Genomic DNA, 18,966 nt, shown 5'->3' with positions numbered 1-18,966 from the left:
CATGCAGCTCGACTTCTTTCCCTCGCGCACGCTGACCCTTTACCTCGCGAAGATGTTCGTCGTGCGCATCCTGGCGGTGCTGGTGATGCTGGTGCTGGTGCTACTGGCACTCGATCTGCTCGGGGAAACCGGAAAGATTCTGGAGCCGGCAGGCAATGGCCAAGCTGAAATCATCAAATATGCAAGCCTGCGCATCCCGCAGCTGATCGCCCGGTTCCTGCCCTATTCGGTACTTCTGGCGACGCTGATCGCACTGGTAACGCTCAACCAGAACAGCGAGGTCGTAGCGATGAAGGCCGCGGGGCTGTCCGCGCACCAGGTGCTCGCCCCGCTGCTGCTGACATCCGTCGTGGTCGCGCTGCTCAGCTTCGGCTTCAACGAGCGCGTCGTGACCCGGGCGAATGCGACGCTCAAGGCGTGGGAAGCGGTCGATTACGGCGCGATCCCGCAAGAGACCGGTGTGCGAGCCAACGTCTATCTGACCGATGGGGAGAATATCCTGACCGCCGCATCGCTAGTCGGCTCGGGCGAGGCCATCAGGCTCCGCAATGTCACCTGGTACCTGCGCGGACCGGGCGGGATAATCCGTGAGCAGGTGCGGGCGAGCGAGGCGACATACGCTGCGCCCGGCTGGCGACTGGCCGAGCCGGTGCGGTTCGATGTCGGCAGTGCCGAAACCGAACAGCTGGAAACGCTGGTGGTCGGCGAAATGCTGACACCCGAACGGATCGATCTGCAATCGGTCGATCCGGATTCGCAATCCTTCTTCGAACTGGGCGAGACGATCGACGCATTCGATGCGGTCGGACGCCGCACGACCGAAATGCGCGCCAAATGGTGGCACCGGATTTCCGGTCCGCTTTCGGCGTTGCTGATGCCGTTGCTCGGCTCGGTTGCCGCCTTCGGTCTCGCACGCTCGGGCCAGCTGTTCGTGCGGGCAATTATCGGGATGGCACTGGGCTTTGCCTATTTCGTGATCGACAATGCCGCGTTGGCGATGGGCAGTTTCGGTGGATACCCGCCCTTCCTCGCTGCCTGGGCACCGTTCTTCCTGTTCTTGCTGGTGGGTGAGACGGTGCTGATCCGGACGGAGGAATGAGCGGGCGAAGCGACTGGTCGCTGCGGCTCGCGCGGCCAGAAGATGCGCAGGCGTTTCACGATGTCGAGGAAGATGCGGCGCAGCTCTTGAAAGAGGAGCCGAGCCTTGCGGGCCTGCCGGTTCCGCCAAGCCGCAGCCCCGAAGAATACCGTGAGATGATCCGCCAGCGCCACTGCCTGACGGCGTTGAGCGAGGATACCGTGGTTGGGTTCGCAGCCACGCGGCGGATCGGGCGCGAAGTGCATCTGCACGAGTTGAGCGTCGCCAGCGCGTTCCAGCGCAGACGTATCGGTGCCACCTTGATCAACGCCTTGAAGGTGGACTGCCGCAACGCGGGAGTGCGCGCGATCACCCTGCACACCTATCGCGACATTCCCTGGAATGCGCCATTCTATGAGCGCCACGGCTTCGTCACTGTCGAAGACCTCGATGCCTATCCACGGCTCGCAGCCGGATTGGAGGCCGCCGTCGAATTCGGCCTCCCGCGCGACAGGCGCTGCGCGATGATCTGCTTTCTCGACTGACCCGACTGCGGGGTTTGGCGCGTTATCCAACAGGGGCTATGATGGTCTCCATGGAAACACGCATGAACCGTTTCGCGTTCGCCGCCGCCCTTGCTCTCGGCCTGTCGCTGGCCGGATGCCGAAACGAGCCCGAGGAAGGCGAAGCGGGATCGAGCGAGGACAGCATCGCCCCGGTCGCTCCGCAAACGGCGGGCGGCGATGAAATCGTCAGCGAAGGTCCAACCGACGATGCCACCCCCTATACCGGCACCACCGGTGGATCGGGCGGCAGTTCGAGCGCGAGAGGGCGCAGCGGATCGAATGCATCGGCTGCGAGCTCGCCCGGTTCGGACACCATGCAAAGCGGCAGCAACCCGGACGGAGCGCGTCCGCCGAAGGGATCGAAACTGCTGAAGGCCGACCCGCAATAGAGGCCAGCCAATGGCTTCAGCCGCGCATCATGGTGCTGCGCGCGATCCGTCCGACCAGCGGCCACATCCCACCATGGTTCGCCCCTTCGTAGGTCGACCCCATGCCCAGCTCCTTCGCCAACCGGCGGTGCGCCTCGGGCAGGTCGTGGTAAGGCATCGACGGCATCAGGTGGTGCAGCGCGTGATAGCGCAGGCCCACCGGCGCCCAGATTTCCGCGGCAAGGCCCGGCGGCGGCACGTTGACGCTGTCGAGATATTGCGCGGTCACAGTCATCGGCTCGCCCTCGTTCTCCCACAGATGCGCAACCAGCGTGCGCAGCTGGTTGAGCGTTGCCGTGAGCGAAAGGATGGCGAGCGCCACCAGCAGCGGCTTCCACCCCAGCACCTGCGTGCTGGCAAGCAGTGTCCACGACCACACGAACACGCCGAATTCCTGCCATGCAACCCGCTTGCGAAAGTCGCCTTCCGGGAGCTTGCGGCGAAAATCGGGGTTGATCGACAGCGACGAGGCCCGCTCCCACGTCAGCCGGCGGATCGCCGGGATCACCAGCCCCAGCGGCACCAGGATCGCCGCGCGAAAGATCAGCGCGACCGGCGCGAGCAGCGCCACCAGCACGAACGCCGGCAGGCTCCACGGTTTCATCAGAGCCAGCGGCAGGTACTCCGGATCCTCGATCGTCCCGTATTGCGTGCGCTTGTGATGGATCACGTGCACGCCTTCGTACATGAAGCTCGGCGTCAGCAGCGGGATGCCTACAGCCAGGTTCCAGCCGGTGCGAAAGCCGGGCAGCGCATTCTTGTGAATGTGGGTCAGCTCGTGGATGAACATCAGCGCGCGGTAGAGCGCGAGCGCCGCGACCAGTCCGGCCGCCGCTGCCAGCGCGACATTGTCGACCACGATTGCGGTCGCGATGCCGCCATACCCGATTCCGGTCGAAACCAGCATGTCGGTCCAGTAGATTTGCGGCTTCGCCTCGCCCAGATCCTTAGTCAGGTCGCGGGCCGCGCGCAGCATCGCCTTGTCGTCCTCGGTCTGGAACTGCGCGCGCGTCGCCGGGCCGCCCTCTCGGGCAGCGGCGGTCGCGGGGTCGAGGCCCTGCTGGACGGTCTTGGACTGTACGTTCATGGCTTCAAACTCGAATGTGCCCTTACCGCATAGCACGGGTCCGGGACAAATGCGTCTTGTTGGCAAGAGTGATCGACTGGGTTGCGCGTATCGGCGCGGCGCGACACACACGCATTGACATAGAACAATACGGGGCAACCGCTGTGACGGACGCGGATATAGTAATCGAAGCCATCAGCGACAAGCGTGGCCGGGCGCGGTTCGTCGACCTCGGGCGCGCCTTCGCCGCGCGGCTGGAGAATGCGGTTCCGCAATTGCGCAGCGAACAGCTCGAGCTGGTCGATCCTGGCAAGAATCCGTTTTTCGGACACGCCAAGGCGCAATTCTTCATCGCAAGCCGTGCGGGCAGGCCGGTGGGACGGATTTCAGCACATATCGACAATCTGGCACTCGCCGTGCCACCCGAACAGGGTTTCGGACCCGGAGCAGGCATGTTCGGCTATTTCGATGCCGAGGACGAGGCCTCCGCGCACGCTCTCCTCACCGCTGCCGAAACGTGGCTGCGCAGCCAGGGCATGACCCGGGCTATCGGACCGATATCGCTTTCGATCTGGGAGGAACCCGGCCTGCTGGTGCGCGGGCAGGACCATCCGCCGATCATCATGATGGGGCACCACCCCGCCCATTACGCCGGCTGGATCGAGGGTGCCGGATATGCGCGCGCCAAGACGCTCTACACCTACGATCTCGACATAGCCGGCGATTTCCCGCCCCTGGTCCAGCGGATCGTCCAGTCCGGAGAGCGCAACGAGCGCATCAACGTTCGCAAGGTCGACAAGTCGCGCTGGGACGAGGAAGCGGCAACGATCCTTTCGATCCTCAACGATGCCTGGTCCGACAACTGGGGCTTTGTCCCGCTGACGGCCGAAGAGGTCGCCTACACAGGCGTGAAGCTGAAGCCGATCATCCACGAGGAACTCAACATGATCGCGGAGCTCGACGGCCGGCCTGTCGCGTTCATGTTGACCTTCCCCGATATCAATCATGTCCTGGCAAAAACCGGCGGCAAGCTGTTCCCGTTCGGCTGGTTCCACATCCTGCGGTGGCTGCGCAAACCGCGCGGCAGCGACATGCGGGTGCCACTGATGGGGGTGCTCAAGGAGCTGCACAATTCGCGCCTCGCCAGCCAGCTCGCCTTCATGATGATCAGCCAGATCCGCAAGGAGGCGTACCACAAATTCGATGCAAACCGGGGCGAGATCGGCTGGATCCTCGAAGACAATCAGGGGATGGTGGCCATCGCCGACACGATCCAGAGCACGATCAATCGCGAATACGCGATTTACGAAAAGCCGATCGGCTGACCGCACGTAGCCTTTGGCCACAGGAAAAAAGGCCTCCACTTGGGTAAGTGGAGGCCTTTCGGGATCGTATCACCAGCCGCTTGGACGGGAGGGGGGGTCTCGGCGGTGACAGTCTTAAAATGCACTGCCCGGAGCCCGGTTCCCGCCAACTGAAGTTTTTTGTCGCGCCATCCCATTCTTGATCTTGCGGTAGCGATGGGGGCGACGTCCGAAGGGGGAACCGCTATGGCCCCGAATCATTACATAATCCGGCATCCCAATATCGGGAATGCACCGCAGGGAGCCACCGCATGTCACTGGGCCAGCAAGTCGCCGCCAACATTCCTTTCCTGCGTCGCTACGCGCGCGCACTTACCGGCTCGCAGGCGACCGGCGACGCTTTCGTGCGCGCCACACTCGAAGCTGTGCTCGCCGATCAAGAACTGAAGCGTTCGCTGGATGGCGGCCGGATCCCGCTCTACCGGGCCTTCAACAAGGTATGGTCGAGCGCTTACCTGCAGATCGACGCGGAAAGCGACGCGGTGGGCGAACACGAGCTTGGAGCCCAGCATCGGCTCGGTGCGATCACCCCACTCAACCGCCAGGCCCTGCTGCTCACCACACTCGAAGATTTTTCTTCGGCGCAGGCGGGACAGATCATGGATCTCGAAGCGAACGAGATCGAGGCGCTCGTCAGTGAAGCGGTGAGCGAAATCGATGCCGAGCAGGCAACCAAAGTGCTGATTATCGAAGACGAGCCGCTGATTTCGATGCAGCTCGAAGACTTGGTGACATCGCTCGGACACGACATCTACGGCACCGCCGCAACCCGCACGCAGGCTCAGAAGCTGGTGGCCGAAGGAACGCCGGGTCTGGTGCTGGCCGACATCCAGCTGGCGGACGGTTCTTCGGGGCTCGACGCGGTCGACGATATTCTCGACATTGCCGAAGTGCCTGTGATCTTCATCACGGCCTATCCGGAACGGCTGCTGACCGGCGACCGGACCGAGCCGACCTATCTCGTGACCAAGCCGTTCGAAGAAAGCACGGTGCGCGCGGCAATCGGACAGGCGCTCTTCTTCGGATCCAGCAAGCCCCTGGGCTAAAGCCGTCAATTCGCGACGTCGGTTTCGCGCATTCGGAACTGGCTCAGCCGCCGGATTGGCACCCGCATGAGACAGCGCACGCCCTCGCGTTCGAACACCAGTTCGACCGGCTGCCGCAATTCGTGCGCCACGATCTTCTCGATGAGTTCAATTCCGAAGCCGCGGCTCCGCGTTTCCGCCACCGGCGGGCCGCCGCTCTCGGACCATTCGACTTCGGCGAGATCGTCGGAAACGGTGTTCCAACGGATCAATACCGTTCCACCTGGAACGCTCAGCGATCCGAACTTGGCGGCGTTGGTCGCCAGTTCGTGGATCGCGAGCCCGAACGACAGCGCATCGTTGGGGGCCAGTTCGACGATCGGGCCTTCGAGGGTGACCGGCCGCTCGCGCGCGGCGCGAAAATGCTGCATCTCCGCCTCGATCACCGCGCGCATCGGGATCGTACCCCAGTCGGAATTGGTAAGCAGGTCGTGTGTTGCCGACAGCGCGCGAATGCGCCCTTCGAGGCTGTTGGCGAAGTCATCGAGATCGGTAGCCCGGCGCCGGGTCAACGACAGGATCGACAGGACATTCGCGAGAGTATTCTTGACCCGGTGATTGAGTTCGCGGGTCAGCGAGTTGCGGATCGAGTGCTGTTCCTCGAAAAACGCGAGCCGGCGCTGGTCTTCGAATGCCTGCTGCGTCAGCAATCGTGCGAGCAGCATCAGCAGGCTTGCCACCGCAAAGCCGAACAGCAGTGTTGCCATCGACAGCGGTGCGAGCGTTCGCGGTGCTGCGGTCTCGACCACCAGCAGCAGTTGCCGGTTGGCGATGGTTACCGGCAGTTCGACCTTCGCGGCACGGGCATTGTCGAACCCCCGCGCGACCAGCAGGTTCGCGGCATCGGCCTCCCCATCGTATAGCCGCACACCGTTTTCGTTCGGTTCGGCGAGGTCGATCGCCGAGTCGAGAAAGCGCCCGGCATTGAAGGGGCTGTAGACGAAGCCGGACAACCGGCGCTCGTTGCCGACTGCCTTGTAGACCGGCATGAAAATGACCAGCCCCGGCGCGTCGCCGGCGCCTTCCTGCGCCAGAACGACCCGACCCGATGCGGTCGGACGGACCGTGCGGCGCGCTTCCTCCAGCGCTGCGGCGCGGACCGGTTCGGAGGCCATGTCGTAGCCGAGCGCACGGCGGTTGCGAACGGTATCGGGGGCAAAATACGTGACCGGGGCGATCCCCTGCCCGCTGCTTGCGGGTTCGGGCCGGATCCCCGCAAAGCCCGGTTGCGCCGCCCGGGTCCGCGCGAGATATGCATCGATATCGCCGGGTTCAACGACCTCGATCCAGCCGATCCCTTCGGCGCCCTGGTATTCGACATCGAGGCGCAGTTCCGCGCCAAACTGGCGGAACAGTTCGGGCGTGACCTGATCGAAGCTGGAAAACAGCGCAGCACCTGCCCTCAGATACGACGAAAAGCTGGTCCCGCCGCGATCGAGCGCGGTGGCGATCGATTGCGCGTATTGCGTCATTTGCGCCTGTTGCCGCACGCGGGAATTGCTTTCGATCACATACACGCTGAGCGCGGTGATTGCAGCAATGGCCAGAAAAATCGCCAAAGGGACCGCCCGCGGATAACTCACCAGCCATCGCCGCGCGCGGCTGACTGCCGGTGATTGGCTGCTTGATCCGGCTTTGTTAGACATCCGCCCCCAACGCATTTCGTGTGTTGAAGGGAACCACACGCGATACCGATCGTTCCCGCTTCATCCTCACAGCTATCACCGCCCGCTCCGTTCGGCTAACGGTGTTGGCGGGAATCGATAAACGGGAATTAGGTGGTCAACCAAGCGAATGGCATTCGACAAGCGATCTGATCAAGTCAAGCCCGCCTCGGGAACCGCTGCGGTGCCCCCTGCAAATCCGGACTGGGCCGATGGCCTCAAGCAGCTCTACGACGCCGTCGTCGAGGAGCCGCTGCCCGATGCGTTCAAGGATCTGCTCGACAAGCTCGATGAAGATCCACCGGTATCCAACGGCGATGCCGGAACATCGGGCAAAGGCGCACCCGGCTGATGACCGAAAAGCAGAAAACCAAGCGCACGCCAGCCGAAAAAGCGGAATTCAAACGCGAACTTACCGAAGTCGTCCCGCATTTGCGCGCTTTCGCACGCGGTCTGTGCGGCCGTCCCGACATGGCCGACGATCTCGTACAGGAAACCATGCTCAAGGCGTGGGCGGCGCAGGAGCGATTCGAACCGGGCACATCGATGCGGGCATGGACGTTCGTGATCCTGCGCAACGCCTATCTCACCGACATGCGCCGCAACCGGTTTCGCGGCGAATACGACGAGGGCGTCGCCGAGCGCATCCTGACCGCTCCGGCAGGCCAGGAAGAGCCGATCCACTTGTCCGACATGCATCGCGCGCTGCTGACCTTGCCGCCCGAACGGCGCGAGGCGCTGCTGCTCGTGGGCGCAGGGGGCTTTTCTTACGAGGAAGCCTCGGAAATCTGCGGCTGCGCCGTCGGGACCATCAAGAGCCGCGTCGGTCGCGCGCGCGCGACCCTCAATTCGATGCTCGCAGACGACGATATCCCGCAGCGTTCGATCGATGACGCGAGCGCGCATCGCGCGATTCTCGAAGAGTTAGACCAGGTCGCCGCAGGAAACGGGATCGCCGCAGCCAAACCCTAGCCTGCCCGGCTAGCGATTGCCGCGATCGACCGCACTCGTCACCGCCACATTCATCGTCACGTTGGCGAGCGTCCGCATGATATCGGGCAGCATCTCGACCGCGACCAGCAGCGCTAGCGGCTCTATCGGCACGCCCATGGCCAGCGCGATCGGGCCGATCGACACGACGAAGCTGATCGAACCGGGCAGGCTGACCGAGCCAACACTGATGATCAGCGCCACGACGATCCCGGCACACGCCAGCGTCGGCGAAATCTCCACTCCGGCCAGCGCCGCGACGTAAAGCGCCACCGCCATGTTCATTGCCGGACTGGTCGCGCGGAAGATCGCCACCGCCAATGGCAAGACGAACTCGCTGGTGGTCTGGCGCAAGCCCAGCCGCGTGGCGCTGTCCAGCATCGCGGGCAGGCTCGCCAGCGAGCTCTGGGTGGAAACCGCCACCGCCTGCGCCGGCAGCAGCGCAACGGCGAACCTCAGCGGGCTGATCCCTCCCAGCAGCCAGCCGACCAGATAGGCGAGCACGAGGACGAAGCCGCCCATCGCGGAAACGACGAGGATATAGTGCGCCAGCGCCGCGAACGCTCCGCCTCCGCTCCTCAGTCCGACCCCGAAGGCAAGCGCCAGCACCCCTGCCGGTGCGACCCACAGCACCCAGCCGATGATCATCAGCATGGCATTGGCGAGCGCATGGAAAAACCCGAGCAACCGCTCGCCCTGCTCCTCCGGCAGGCGGGTGATCGCGATCGCGAACAGTGCGAAGAATATCGTGAGCGGCAGCATCGCTGTTTCAGCCGCCGCCGCGATGATGTTGGGCGCGACCAGCGACGCGAGGAAATCGAGGATGCCCGGCACCTGCTGCTCGCCCCCGGGCACTTCGGCCAGGAAACCGCTCGCGCTGTCGGGGATGGGAAAGACGGTCAGCACCAGCGGCAACACGATGGCGGTGAACACCCCCCTGCTATCAGCACTCCGAAAAGCAGCGCGAGAAACCGTCGCGCCGCCGCACCCGCACGCGCCGCCTGCGCCATCTGCGCCAGGCCCAGAACCAGCAGCGCCGCGACCAGCGGGATGATCGTCATCTGCAAGGCGCGCAACCACAGTGTCCCGACCACCGCGATCGCATCGCGAAGCCAATCGGGCAGCGCCGCGCCGGATGCGGCGACGCCCAGACCCAGCCCGACGATCAGCGCGGCGAAGGTCGCGACCACCGGCAAACGGATGGTGATCAGCTCGAAACGCGATGTCGGTGCCGTGTCGGCCTGTTCAGTCAACAATTCGTGCCCCTCGTGATGCGCTGCGCCCTTCCCTTCGCGCGATAACCGCGCCACAAGCGCCTGACAATCGGACGCAGGGATGAAAGGGGCACAGCCCGATATGTCACGCAAGTTCTTCGGCACCGATGGGATCAGGGGCCGCACCAATGCCGGGGTGATGACTGCGGCCACCGCCATGAAGGTCGGGCAGGCGGCGGGCCGTCACTTCGTCCGCGGCGGGCACCGCCACCGGGTGGTTATCGGCAAGGACACGCGGCTTTCGGGATACATGATGGAAAGCGCGCTGGTCGCCGGGTTCACCAGCGTCGGGATCGACGTGATCATGACCGGGCCGCTGCCCACCCCTGCCATTGCGCTGCTCACCCGCGAAATGCGCGCCGACATGGGCGTGATGATTTCCGCCAGCCACAATCTGTTTCCCGACAACGGCATCAAGCTGTTCGGGCCCGACGGCTTCAAGCTGTCCGACGAAGCCGAAGCGGAGATCGAGCGCTTGATGGAAACCGACATTCCGCTCGCCCCCGCCGAAAGGATCGGTCGCGCGCGGCGGATCGACGATGCGCGCGGGCGCTATATCCACGCGGTCAAGGATTCGGTGGCGTCCGAAGTGCGGTTCGATGGGCTGAAGGTGGTGGTCGATTGCGCCAACGGTGCAGCATACCAGGTCGCACCCTCGGCGATCTGGGAACTGGGCGCGGATGTGGTGACAATCGGCGTCACGCCCAACGGCACCAACATCAACGACGGCGTCGGGTCGACCGCGATCGAGGCACTGCAGGCGCGAGTGGTCGAGGAAAGCGCCGATATCGGGATCGCTCTCGACGGCGATGCCGACCGGTTGATCGTGGTCGACGAAAAGGGCCGCGCGGTCGACGGCGACCAGATCATGGCGCTGATCGCCACGCGCATGCAGGAAAAGGGCGCACTCACCGGCGGCGGCGTGGTCGCGACGGTGATGTCCAATCTCGGCCTCGAACGCTATCTGGCTGGCAGGGATCTGACGCTCGAACGCACCAAGGTCGGCGATCGCTATGTGCTCGAGCGGATGAAGGAAGGCGGCTTCAATGTCGGCGGCGAGCAGTCCGGGCACATGATCCTGCTCGACCACGCGACCACCGGGGACGGCACGGTCGCGGCGCTGCGGGTGCTCACCAGCCTGGTGCGTGCCGGACGCCCTGCGAGCGAGATCCTGCACCTGTTCGATCCGGTTCCGCAATTGCTCAAGAACGTCCGTTACGAAGGCGGCAAACCGCTCGAAAACGACACCGTCAAGGCGGTGATCGCCGATGCCGAAGGCGAACTGCAGGGCAAGGGCCGGCTGGTGATACGCCCGTCGGGCACCGAGCCGGTGATCCGCGTCATGGCCGAGGGCGACGATTCCGCCCAGGTCGAAGCGGTGGTCGACCGGGTATGCGACGCGGTGCGCGCGGCAGCCTAGGAAGGCAAGGACATGCTCGACATGCGACCCGATTGCGAACGCTGCGGCACCGATCTGCCCGCCGAAGCGCCGGGCGCGTTCATCTGCAGCTTCGAATGCACTTTCTGCGCGTCCTGCGCCGAGGAGCTCGACGATCGCTGCCCGAATTGCGGCGGAGAACTGATGGACCGGCCGACGCGGGCAAGATCGCTGCACCAGAAGTTTCCGCCCGCTACGGAGCGCAAGTTCAAGGGATGACCACACGATCCCCGCCCCGGATTCTTGCCATCGCCGGATCGGACTCGTCCGGCGGCGCTGGAATCCAGGCCGACATCAAGACCATTGCGATGCTCGGCGGCTATGCGATGACCGCGATCACGGCGGCAACCGCGCAGAACAGCATTGGCGTGCAGGCCATTGCTCCGTTGTCGGGCGAATTCGTCGGCGCGCAGATCAGGTCCTGCATCGACGATATCGGCGTCGATGCGATCAAGATCGGCATGCTGCACGATGCCGATATCATCGCGCACACGGCCGAGGCCCTGCACGGCGTCGTGGCACCGATCGTGCTCGACCCGGTGATGATCGCGACCTCAGGTGCGGCGCTGATCGATCCCGCCGCGATCGATGCCCTGCGGCAGAAGCTGTTCCCGCTCGCGACGCTGATCACCCCCAATCTGCCCGAACTGGCACATATCCTCGGGCGCAGCCTGGCCGATTCCTCGCAGATGGCGGACGCCGCGGAAGAGCTGGCAGCGATGTCGGGCGCCGCTGTCCTCGCCAAGGGAGGCCATACTCCCGACGCGCGGATCATCGATATCCTGTACGAGCCGGGCGACCATGCGCGCGCGGTCTCGTTCGATCACGCGCGGATCGATACGCCGCACACGCATGGGACGGGCTGCACCCTGTCGGCGGCCATCGCGACGCTGATCGGACACGGCCAGCCGCTCCAACACGCGGTGCGGCTGGCGCGGAAATTCGTCCTTGCCGCGATCAAGGCGGCGCCGGGTTTCGGCGCGGGCAACGGCCCGCTCGGTCACCACGCGGTGCGGAGTCTCGACTAGCCGGATCTTGGCAGTCCCCGACGCTTGTCAGGGCTCGAGCTCGTAGAATTCCGCGATGTGGCCCCACGCCTCGTCGGCGGTCTCGCACCAGTGGAACAGGTCGAGGTCCTGCTTGGAGATCGTGCCTTCCTCGGCGATCGCCTCGAAATCGACCACGCGGGTCCAGAAATCCTTGCCGAACAGCAGGATCGGGATTGGCTTCATCTTGCCGGTCTGAATCAGCGTCAGCAATTCGAAGAATTCGTCGAACGTCCCGAACCCGCCGGGAAACACCGCGACTGCCCGCGCGCGCAGCAGGAAATGCATCTTGCGCAGCGCGAAATAGTGAAACTGGAAGCTGAGATAGGGCGTGACGTAACCGTTGGGCGCCTGCTCGTGCGGCAGGACGATGTTGAGCCCGATGGACTCGGCCCCGGCATCGCTCGCGCCGCGATTGCCCGCTTCCATGATCGACGGCCCGCCACCGGTGGTGACGACGAACTGCCGCTTGCCGTCTTCGATGATGGCCTTTTCCGAGATCAGCCGGGCGAGCTTGTACGCCTCTTCGTAGTACTTCGCCTTTTCGGCCAGCCGCGCGGCGACCTTCTGTTCGTATTCGTCACCGGTCTTGGCTGCATCGATCCGGGCCTGCGCCTCTTCCGGAGCGGGAATGCGCGCAGAGCCGTACATCACCAGCGTCGAACCGACCCGCGCCTCGTCGAGCAGCATTTCCGGTTTCAGCAGCTCGAGCTGGAAACGGACGGGGCGCAACTCGTCCCGCAGCATGAAATCGTGATCGTTGAACGCCAGCTTGTAGGCCGGATGCTGGGTCTGCGGCGTGCGCTCGGGCGCTTCGGCGGCGAACCGGCTTTCCTCTCCGGCGCGGTAGAACTTGCGGTCGGTAAGGTCGTGATCGGATTGCTTTTCGGTCATCGCTTCGCCCTAGGGCTCCGCCCGCGGTCCTGCAATGGTCGAGATCACCCGCATGGCGAAGAGCTGCAACCGGGAGGATTGGATGCCCCGTGAGGATTCGAACCTCAATTGACGGAGTCAGAGTCCGTAGTCTTACCATTAGACGACGGGGCATTGGCCCGCGCGCCGCAGAATCGGCTGCGCCGGGCGAGCCGCGCATCTAGGTTTGCCGCCGATGAAGGTCAAGGCCGCGATGCGAGCCGCACACCCGTCGCGCGCCGTTCGCTTGCCCTATCGCCATGGTTCGGTTAGTTTTTGCTCAGGTCCTCGCACCGCGGACGTGCGAGAGGAAAAGAAAGAGTGAGTATGGCGGACGCGTTTCCGCCGGACGAGAACAGGAGCGCTGGTACAAAGAGGGGCAGCAGGTCCGGCAAGGTAGCCGATTTTCGCTACAAGCGCTCCTCCCAGCCACAAGAAGCACCGCGACCCCGCAGGGACCGGGAGCGTCGCAAGGGTTCGCGCCAGAATTGCGCGGATACTCCGTCTGCAAATCTGGAAACCACCCGACCCAACGGCGATGCCCGGGGGCCAAAACCGGCTCCGCTGCGCACGCCCGGCCACCACGCCCGCCCCGGCGAAGCCTATGCTGCGCTCGATCTCGGGACCAACAATTGCCGTCTCCTGATCGCCCGGCCTTCGGGCAGGGATTTCACCGTGATCGACGCGTTCAGCCGCGTGGTGAAGCTGGGCGAGGATCTCGCCACGACTGGCCGCCTGTCCGATCACGCCATGGACCGTGCGCTGGGAGCGCTGTCGATCTGCGCGGACAAGCTGCGCCGTCGCAAGGTCAGGCTCGCCCGGTCGGTGGCGACCGAAGCCTGCCGCCGCGCAGCCAACGGCCCGGCCTTCATCGAGCGGGTCCGGCGCGAGACGGGAATCGTGCTCGACATCATCAGCGCCGAAGAGGAAGCCCGGCTTGCGGTGCTGGGGTGTCACATTCTGCTTGAAGCGGGCGAAGGTCCGGCGGTCATCTTCGATATCGGCGGCGGTTCGACCGAGTTGGTGCTGCTCGAACCGAGCGGCCCCGAATCGCGCAAGGTTCCGCGGATTCTCGATTGGCAGAGCGTGCCGTGGGGGGTGGTGTCGCTCACCGACACGGTCGGGCGCAGGGAAAATACCGAAGGAGCGCGGCTCGAACGATACCGCGAGATGCGCCGGGTGGTCTCGGAAAGCTTCGCTCCGTTCGCGCAACGGATCGCCGATGCGGCCGAGTGCGACGATATCCGTCTGTTGGGTACGAGCGGCACGGTGACGACGCTGGCGAGCCTGCATCTCGAACTGCCGCATTACGATCGCAAGGCGGTCGATGGGCTGATCGTTCCTTCGGATTCGATGCGCGAAATCAGCGCGCGGCTTTCCGGGATGTCGCCCGCCCAGCGCAGCGAACTGCCGTGCATCGGCCAGGATCGCGCCGATCTGGTGGTCGCGGGCTGCGCCATCCTCGAATCGATCCTGGACTTGTGGCCTGCCGAGCGGCTGGGAGTCGCGGATCGCGGGATTCGCGAAGGCATCCTGCGCAGCCTGATGGCGGCCGAACGCCAAAGCGAACGCGCGCTCAGGACCCTGCAGGGCCTGCGCGCGGAAAACCCTCCGCAATGAGCAGGTCCGGGCGCAATTCGGACCGGCGGGTCAAGACCGCCAAAGGGCGCACCGCGTCGCAGGTGCGCTGGCTCGAACGCCAGCTCAACGATCCCTATGTCAAGCAGGCCAAGGCCGATGGCTATCGCAGCCGCGCCGCCTACAAGCTGATCGAGCTCGACGAGCGGTTCGGGCTGATCCGCGGAGCCAAACGCGTGGTCGACCTAGGGATAGCGCCGGGCGGCTGGTCGCAGGTGGTGCGCGCCAGGGCACCCAGGGCCGGCGTGGTCGGGATCGACCTGCTGCCGACCGAGCCGATCGAGGGCGTGACCATCTTCGAGATGGACTTCATGGACGATGCGGCACCCGCCGCGCTCGAGGAAGCGCTGGGCGGACCGCCGGACCTCGTCCTGTCGGACATGGCCGCGAACACCGTTGGGCATAAACAGACCGACCACCTGCGCACCATGGCGCTGGTCGAAGCGGGCGCGTGGTTCGCGGTCGAAACGCTGGAAAAAGGCGGCGCGTTCGTCGCCAAGGTGCTGGCCGGCGGAACCGACGCGGAACTGCTCGCGCTGCTGAAGAGGCACTTTGCCAGCGTCAAGCACGCCAAGCCCCCGGCGAGCCGCAAGGGTTCGTCCGAATGGTATGTCGTGGCGCAGGGGTTCAAGGGGCGCGACTGACGCCCCTTGGCAGGCCGGCTATTGTGCGGCGGCGGCTTCTTCGGACGCTGCGAGTTCGCCCTGATCGGCTTCGGCTGCCGCAACCTCGTCTGTCTCGGCTTCCGCTTCCTCGGCGCCTTCGGCCACGGCTTCCACATATTCGGGAACCGGCAGGCCCGAGCCCTGCGAGTTGAGGTACAAGGCGAGCGCGGCGCGATCCTCGATCTTCGAAAGACCGGCAAAACCCATCTTGGTGCCTTCGATGTAGCCCTTGGGATTCTTCAGCCAGGCGTTCATTTCTTCCCAGCCCCACTGGCCGCCAAACGACGCCATGGCCGCGCTGTAATCGTAGCCGGCCGCATGCTTGCCGATCGGCGATCCCATGATCCCGTACAGGTTCGGACCAACGCCGTTGGCGCCGCCCTGGTTGATCGTGTGGCACGCCTGGCACTTGGCATAGATCTTCTCGCCCGCAGCGACCGTCGTATCCGGCATCGCGAGCGCCGCCGCCATGGTCATTTCGGCTTCGCCGCCGCCTTCCTCGATCACGCCTTCGATCACGTAGCCGAGCTGCTCCGGACGTTCCGGACTGTCGCCGTGGAAATATTTCCCGGACAGGATCGAAAGGCCGAGGCCGAGACCTGCCGCGAACAAAACCCAGCCCGCAGCGGTGTTGAACAAATCGCCCGAACCGGTTTCAGTCTTGGGCGTCGTTTCCGAAGAGTTTTCCTGTGTCATCCCGGCGCCCCATTAATGGGGCGTCACGCCGGGCGCAAGGGCGATCGCATCATCATTCCTTGCACAGGTTGCAAGTGGGCTTGCCGCAGGTGCTTCCCCGCTCTAGCAGTCTCGCTCGATGCGAAGTTTCCCCGGGCCTGCTCTCGAAATTGTCGACCAGCTGCGCAAAGCGGCCGAAGCGGACCCGGCGCGCGCGATCGCGTTTCAGGGATCGCCGGGCGCAAATTCGCACCGGGCCGCCACCGAAGCACGGCCCGATGCCCTGCCCCTGCCGTGCTTCAGCTTCGAGGATGCACTCGACGCGGTGAAGGATGGCCGCGCCGGGCAGGCGATCATCCCGATCGAGAATTCGCAGCACGGCCGCGTTGCCGATATCCACTTCCTGCTGCCCGAAAGCGGACTGTCGATCGTCGGCGAATATTTCATGCCGATCCATCACGCGCTGATGGGGATCGGCCCCGGTCCGTTCGAAGCGGCCTACAGCCACCCGCAGGCGCTCGGCCAGTCGCGGCGGTTCCTGCGCGACCGCGGGATCGTGCCGCTCAGCCATGCCGACACCGCCGGCGCGGCAGCCTTTGTGGCGGAGCGCGGCGACCCGAAAATCGCCGCGATCGCACCGGCCATCGCAGCCGAACTCTACGGCCTCGACATCGCCGAGCGACACGTCGAGGACAGTCCCGACAACATGACCCGGTTCGTGATCCTCGCAGGTGAACCTCTCGCGCCTGCATCGCTGGCGGGCAGGGATGCAGTCACGACCTTCATTTTCGAAGTGAAGAACATACCCGCCGCGCTTTACAAGGTGCTGGGCTGTTTCGCGACCAACGGCGTCAACATGACCAAGCTGGAAAGTTACCAGCAAGGCACCAGCTTTGCCGCGACGATGTTCTATGCCGATATCACCGGTGCGCCGGGCGATCCGGCGGTCGATCGCGCGCTTGAGGAATGCGCGTTTCATTCCAAGGAATTGCGGCTGCTGGGCACCTATGAACAGGGGCGCGAACGCGGCTGATCCGGCGCTGTGGACGATCCCCGACGCTGGGGAGTTGCACCGCGCGATGGACCGTGCCACCACGGCGCTCGCATGACCACCGTGATGCAATCTCCTGCGGCGCCAACCACTGCCTTGGCCGGTTCTCCGGCTCCGGAGGGTTGGCAGGAATTGCGACGCAATCCGGATATCCAGTTCGAACAGATCGTCATTCCGGACCAGCCGCCGCGCGAACCCAACTGGTTCGAACGCGCGATGCAGGTCGTGATCGATTTTCTCGCCGACCTGTTTGCGCCGATAGGGCAGGCTCTGGGGCTGTCGTGGCCGGTGCTGCAATGGGTGCTGCTGGGGCTGCTCGCGCTGTTCGTGGTGTACCTGATCTATCGGCTGGTCGATCCCGCCTGGCGCTGGCGCCGTTCGCAATCGGGTGAACCCGACGAACAGGAATGGCAGCCTGGGCGCGAAGAAAGCCTCGCACTGCTCGAGGAGGCCGACCGGCTCGCTGCCGAAGGCCGCTTCGACGAGGCGACACACCTGCTGCTGAAACGCAGCGTCGGGCAGATCGCCGCAGCGCGCCCGGACTGGGTCGAACCATCGAGCACCGCGCGCGAGCTGGCCGCCCTGCCCGCGCTTTCTGAGGCGGCGCGCGGCGCATTCCGGGTGATCTCGGAGCGGGTCGAACGCAGCCTGTTCGCGCTGCGTACGCTCGACCATGCCGACTGGGAGGCCGCGCGCGCCGCCTATGCCGAGTTCGCGCTCGCGCGGATCGACCAGAGCCGCGCTGTGGGAGCGGTCGCTTGAGCGCGGCTGCCGGCTCCGGTCGCGGTTCCGGTCCGTTCGGCCGCGGCGCGGTGCTCGGCATGGTGCTGATCGGCTTTGTCGCGTTCGTGGCGATGCTGTATTTTCTCAGCATCGGCGACACCGGGCGCAGGGACAACGACGGGGCAGCGCACGCCGCGTCCAATGCGCTCAACGGCTATTCGGGGCTGGCGAAGCTGCTCGAGGCGAATGGCTACGAGGTATCCCGCTCGCGACTGCAGAGCGGTCTCGACACGCCCGACCTGCTCGTGATCACCCCGCCGCCCTATTTCGAAGCCGAGGAACTGACCGACATCCTCCGGCGGCGGGCCTATGTCGGCCCGACCATGGTGATCGTGCCGAAATGGTTGGCACTGGGTCTCCCACAGGACCTTCCCGAGGAGGTGCGCGCGAAGGTCAAGGACGGATGGGTGCAGCTCGGCGATGCCTATGTGCCCGAATGGCTCGGCGAACTTGAAGGCCGCTATGCGTTCAGCGCCGAGCTGACGACCGACGAAACGCCGACATGGGCGGGATTCGGCAACGGGGGAACGCTACCCCACCCCCGGGTCATCGGCGCAAACCCTGACACCGACCACACCGCGCTCGTCGTCGACGGTGCCGCCCGTCGGCTGGCGGTGTCGCTCCCGGTCGAAGACGAGATGGGCTACGGCGACGACACCGAATGGGTCACGTTCGTGCTCGAACCGGACCTGGTCAACAATTACGGCCTGGCGGACAAGGAACGGGCGGCGCTCGCACTCAAGCTAGTCGAAGACGCGGGGTATGGCGACAGCTACCCGGTTACCTTCGACCTGACGCTCAACGGTTTTGGCGGCTCGATCAACCTGCTGACGCTGGCATTTCGGCCCCCGTTCCTGGCTGCGACCTTGTGCCTGATCCTGGCGATCCTGATCGTCGGCTGGCGCGCATTCCAGCGCTTCGGCCCGCCGGTCGCCCATGGTCCGGCGATCGCTTTCGGCAAGTCGCGGCTGGTGCGCAACGGAGCGGCGCTGATCGTCCGCGCGGGGCGGCTGCGGCTGCTCGCGGAACCCTATGCCGCGCTGTCGGCCCGGCGGCTCGCGGAGGCGCTGGGGCTGACGCGGCACGATCCCGAAGCGATCGACAAGGCGCTGGCCGTGCGCCTGCCAAACGATGAGCCCTATTCGCGACGCGCAGCCCGTCTGCGCGACGCCCGGACACCGATGGAAATTCTGCGCGCCGCACAGGCGCTCAAGGAACTTGAAGGGAAATTGCACAGATGAGC

At 65.1% G+C, this 18,966-nt stretch carries 21 protein-coding genes and 1 tRNA gene; 15 read left to right on the top strand and 7 right to left on the bottom strand.

Annotation, left to right across the window (positions count from 1 at the left end; translation table 11 throughout):
- Nucleotide 1: 1 nt before the first annotated feature.
- The 3 genes from lptG (at nucleotide 2) to KDC96_RS15910 (ending at nucleotide 2,033) form a co-directional block, all read left to right on the top strand.
- Nucleotides 2–1,099: an LPS export ABC transporter permease LptG gene (gene lptG, locus KDC96_RS15920; protein ID WP_212449489.1), complete on the top strand. Its 1,098-nt coding sequence runs from the start codon at nucleotides 2–4 to the stop codon at nucleotides 1,097–1,099.
- Complete coding sequence (locus tag KDC96_RS15915) at nucleotides 1,096–1,623, top strand: GNAT family N-acetyltransferase (RefSeq protein WP_212449487.1); 528 nt, start codon at nucleotides 1,096–1,098, stop codon at nucleotides 1,621–1,623. Before lptG ends, KDC96_RS15915 begins: the two co-directional genes overlap by 4 nt.
- Nucleotides 1,624–1,685: 62 nt before the next feature.
- Nucleotides 1,686–2,033 (top strand): hypothetical protein, encoded by a 348-nt coding sequence (locus tag KDC96_RS15910; RefSeq protein WP_212449485.1) that lies wholly within the window; start codon nucleotides 1,686–1,688, stop codon nucleotides 2,031–2,033.
- 16 nt (nucleotides 2,034–2,049) lie between these two features.
- Here the strand turns inward: KDC96_RS15910 and KDC96_RS15905 are convergent, their stop codons facing one another.
- Nucleotides 2,050–3,159, bottom strand: coding sequence for a fatty acid desaturase (locus tag KDC96_RS15905; RefSeq protein ID WP_212449484.1), 1,110 nt, complete (start codon nucleotides 3,157–3,159; stop codon nucleotides 2,050–2,052).
- A 143-nt stretch (nucleotides 3,160–3,302) separates the two neighbouring features.
- On the opposite strand from KDC96_RS15905, the gene KDC96_RS15900 reads away from it, so the two are divergent.
- Entirely contained in the window at nucleotides 3,303–4,463 is a 1,161-nt protein-coding gene (locus KDC96_RS15900) for an N-acetyltransferase (protein WP_212449483.1), read from the top strand.
- 290 nt (nucleotides 4,464–4,753) lie between these two features.
- Complete coding sequence (locus KDC96_RS15895; RefSeq protein ID WP_212449482.1) at nucleotides 4,754–5,548, top strand: response regulator; 795 nt, start codon at nucleotides 4,754–4,756, stop codon at nucleotides 5,546–5,548.
- Nucleotides 5,549–5,553: 5 nt separating this feature from the next.
- On the opposite strand, the gene KDC96_RS15890 is transcribed toward KDC96_RS15895, so the two are convergent.
- Entirely contained in the window at nucleotides 5,554–7,146 is a 1,593-nt protein-coding gene (locus KDC96_RS15890) for a CHASE domain-containing protein (RefSeq protein WP_371815505.1), read from the bottom strand.
- Between the two features lie 289 nt (nucleotides 7,147–7,435).
- Here KDC96_RS15890 and KDC96_RS15885 point away from each other — a divergent pair, with 289 nt between their 5' ends.
- Nucleotides 7,436–7,603 (top strand): NepR family anti-sigma factor, encoded by a 168-nt coding sequence (locus KDC96_RS15885; RefSeq protein WP_249171834.1) that lies wholly within the window; start codon nucleotides 7,436–7,438, stop codon nucleotides 7,601–7,603.
- The gene (locus KDC96_RS15880; RefSeq protein WP_212449479.1) at nucleotides 7,603–8,223 is read left to right on the top strand and encodes a sigma-70 family RNA polymerase sigma factor; all 621 of its coding nucleotides are present in this window, start codon (nucleotides 7,603–7,605) and stop codon (nucleotides 8,221–8,223) included. The genes KDC96_RS15885 and KDC96_RS15880 overlap by 1 nt, the downstream gene beginning before the upstream one ends.
- Nucleotides 8,224–8,232: 9 nt before the next feature.
- On the opposite strand, the gene KDC96_RS15875 is transcribed toward KDC96_RS15880, so the two are convergent.
- Together KDC96_RS15875 and KDC96_RS16740 are read right to left on the bottom strand one after the other, a co-directional pair.
- Nucleotides 8,233–9,174, bottom strand: a complete 942-nt coding sequence (locus KDC96_RS15875) for a dicarboxylate/amino acid:cation symporter (protein WP_371815504.1) — start codon at nucleotides 9,172–9,174, stop codon at nucleotides 8,233–8,235.
- Entirely contained in the window at nucleotides 9,141–9,494 is a 354-nt protein-coding gene (locus tag KDC96_RS16740) for a cation:dicarboxylate symporter family transporter (protein WP_371815503.1), read from the bottom strand. The genes KDC96_RS15875 and KDC96_RS16740 overlap by 34 nt, the downstream gene beginning before the upstream one ends.
- A gap of 103 nt (nucleotides 9,495–9,597) precedes the next feature.
- On the opposite strand from KDC96_RS16740, the gene glmM reads away from it, so the two are divergent.
- Genes glmM through thiD form a run of 3 tightly spaced genes read left to right on the top strand, consistent with a single transcriptional unit; the run spans nucleotide 9,598 to nucleotide 11,981 of the window.
- The gene (gene glmM / locus KDC96_RS15870) at nucleotides 9,598–10,935 is read left to right on the top strand and encodes a phosphoglucosamine mutase (RefSeq protein ID WP_212449477.1); all 1,338 of its coding nucleotides are present in this window, start codon (nucleotides 9,598–9,600) and stop codon (nucleotides 10,933–10,935) included.
- Nucleotides 10,936–10,947: 12 nt separating this feature from the next.
- Nucleotides 10,948–11,172: a DUF1272 domain-containing protein gene (locus KDC96_RS15865; protein ID WP_212449475.1), complete on the top strand. Its 225-nt coding sequence runs from the start codon at nucleotides 10,948–10,950 to the stop codon at nucleotides 11,170–11,172.
- A complete protein-coding gene (thiD, locus tag KDC96_RS15860; RefSeq protein WP_212449473.1) occupies nucleotides 11,169–11,981 on the top strand; it encodes a bifunctional hydroxymethylpyrimidine kinase/phosphomethylpyrimidine kinase in 813 nt (270 codons plus the stop codon). Before KDC96_RS15865 ends, thiD begins: the two co-directional genes overlap by 4 nt.
- A 27-nt stretch (nucleotides 11,982–12,008) precedes the next feature.
- Here the strand turns inward: thiD and KDC96_RS15855 are convergent, their stop codons facing one another.
- Together KDC96_RS15855 and KDC96_RS15850 are read right to left on the bottom strand one after the other, a co-directional pair.
- Nucleotides 12,009–12,893 (bottom strand): LOG family protein, encoded by an 885-nt coding sequence (locus KDC96_RS15855; RefSeq protein ID WP_212449471.1) that lies wholly within the window; start codon nucleotides 12,891–12,893, stop codon nucleotides 12,009–12,011.
- A gap of 79 nt (nucleotides 12,894–12,972) precedes the next feature.
- Nucleotides 12,973–13,046, bottom strand: a tRNA-Gln gene (locus KDC96_RS15850).
- A 192-nt stretch (nucleotides 13,047–13,238) separates the two neighbouring features.
- On the opposite strand from KDC96_RS15850, the gene KDC96_RS15845 reads away from it, so the two are divergent.
- Both KDC96_RS15845 and KDC96_RS15840 read left to right on the top strand, forming a co-directional pair.
- Complete coding sequence (locus tag KDC96_RS15845) at nucleotides 13,239–14,531, top strand: Ppx/GppA phosphatase family protein (RefSeq protein WP_212452795.1); 1,293 nt, start codon at nucleotides 13,239–13,241, stop codon at nucleotides 14,529–14,531.
- Complete coding sequence (locus tag KDC96_RS15840; RefSeq protein ID WP_212449468.1) at nucleotides 14,528–15,193, top strand: RlmE family RNA methyltransferase; 666 nt, start codon at nucleotides 14,528–14,530, stop codon at nucleotides 15,191–15,193. Before KDC96_RS15845 ends, KDC96_RS15840 begins: the two co-directional genes overlap by 4 nt.
- An 18-nt stretch (nucleotides 15,194–15,211) precedes the next feature.
- On the opposite strand, the gene KDC96_RS15835 is transcribed toward KDC96_RS15840, so the two are convergent.
- A complete protein-coding gene (locus KDC96_RS15835; RefSeq protein ID WP_212449466.1) occupies nucleotides 15,212–15,910 on the bottom strand; it encodes a cytochrome c family protein in 699 nt (232 codons plus the stop codon).
- 118 nt (nucleotides 15,911–16,028) lie between these two features.
- Here KDC96_RS15835 and KDC96_RS15830 point away from each other — a divergent pair, with 118 nt between their 5' ends.
- The 3 genes from KDC96_RS15830 (at nucleotide 16,029) to KDC96_RS15820 (ending at nucleotide 18,964) form a co-directional block, all read left to right on the top strand.
- The gene (locus tag KDC96_RS15830; RefSeq protein WP_212449464.1) at nucleotides 16,029–16,922 is read left to right on the top strand and encodes a prephenate dehydratase; all 894 of its coding nucleotides are present in this window, start codon (nucleotides 16,029–16,031) and stop codon (nucleotides 16,920–16,922) included.
- Nucleotides 16,923–16,994: 72 nt separating this feature from the next.
- On the top strand, nucleotides 16,995–17,702 hold the full coding sequence (locus KDC96_RS15825; protein ID WP_249171833.1) for a hypothetical protein: 708 nt from the start codon (nucleotides 16,995–16,997) through the stop codon (nucleotides 17,700–17,702).
- Nucleotides 17,699–18,964, top strand: coding sequence for a DUF4350 domain-containing protein (locus tag KDC96_RS15820; RefSeq protein WP_212449462.1), 1,266 nt, complete (start codon nucleotides 17,699–17,701; stop codon nucleotides 18,962–18,964). Before KDC96_RS15825 ends, KDC96_RS15820 begins: the two co-directional genes overlap by 4 nt.
- Nucleotides 18,965–18,966 lie beyond the last annotated feature (2 nt).

This window comes from Erythrobacter sp. JK5 (assembly GCF_018205975.1).
Classification (GTDB): domain Bacteria; phylum Pseudomonadota; class Alphaproteobacteria; order Sphingomonadales; family Sphingomonadaceae; genus Erythrobacter.
Note: the sequence above shows the minus strand (reverse complement) of the source record. Positions and strands in the feature narration are given on the sequence as shown.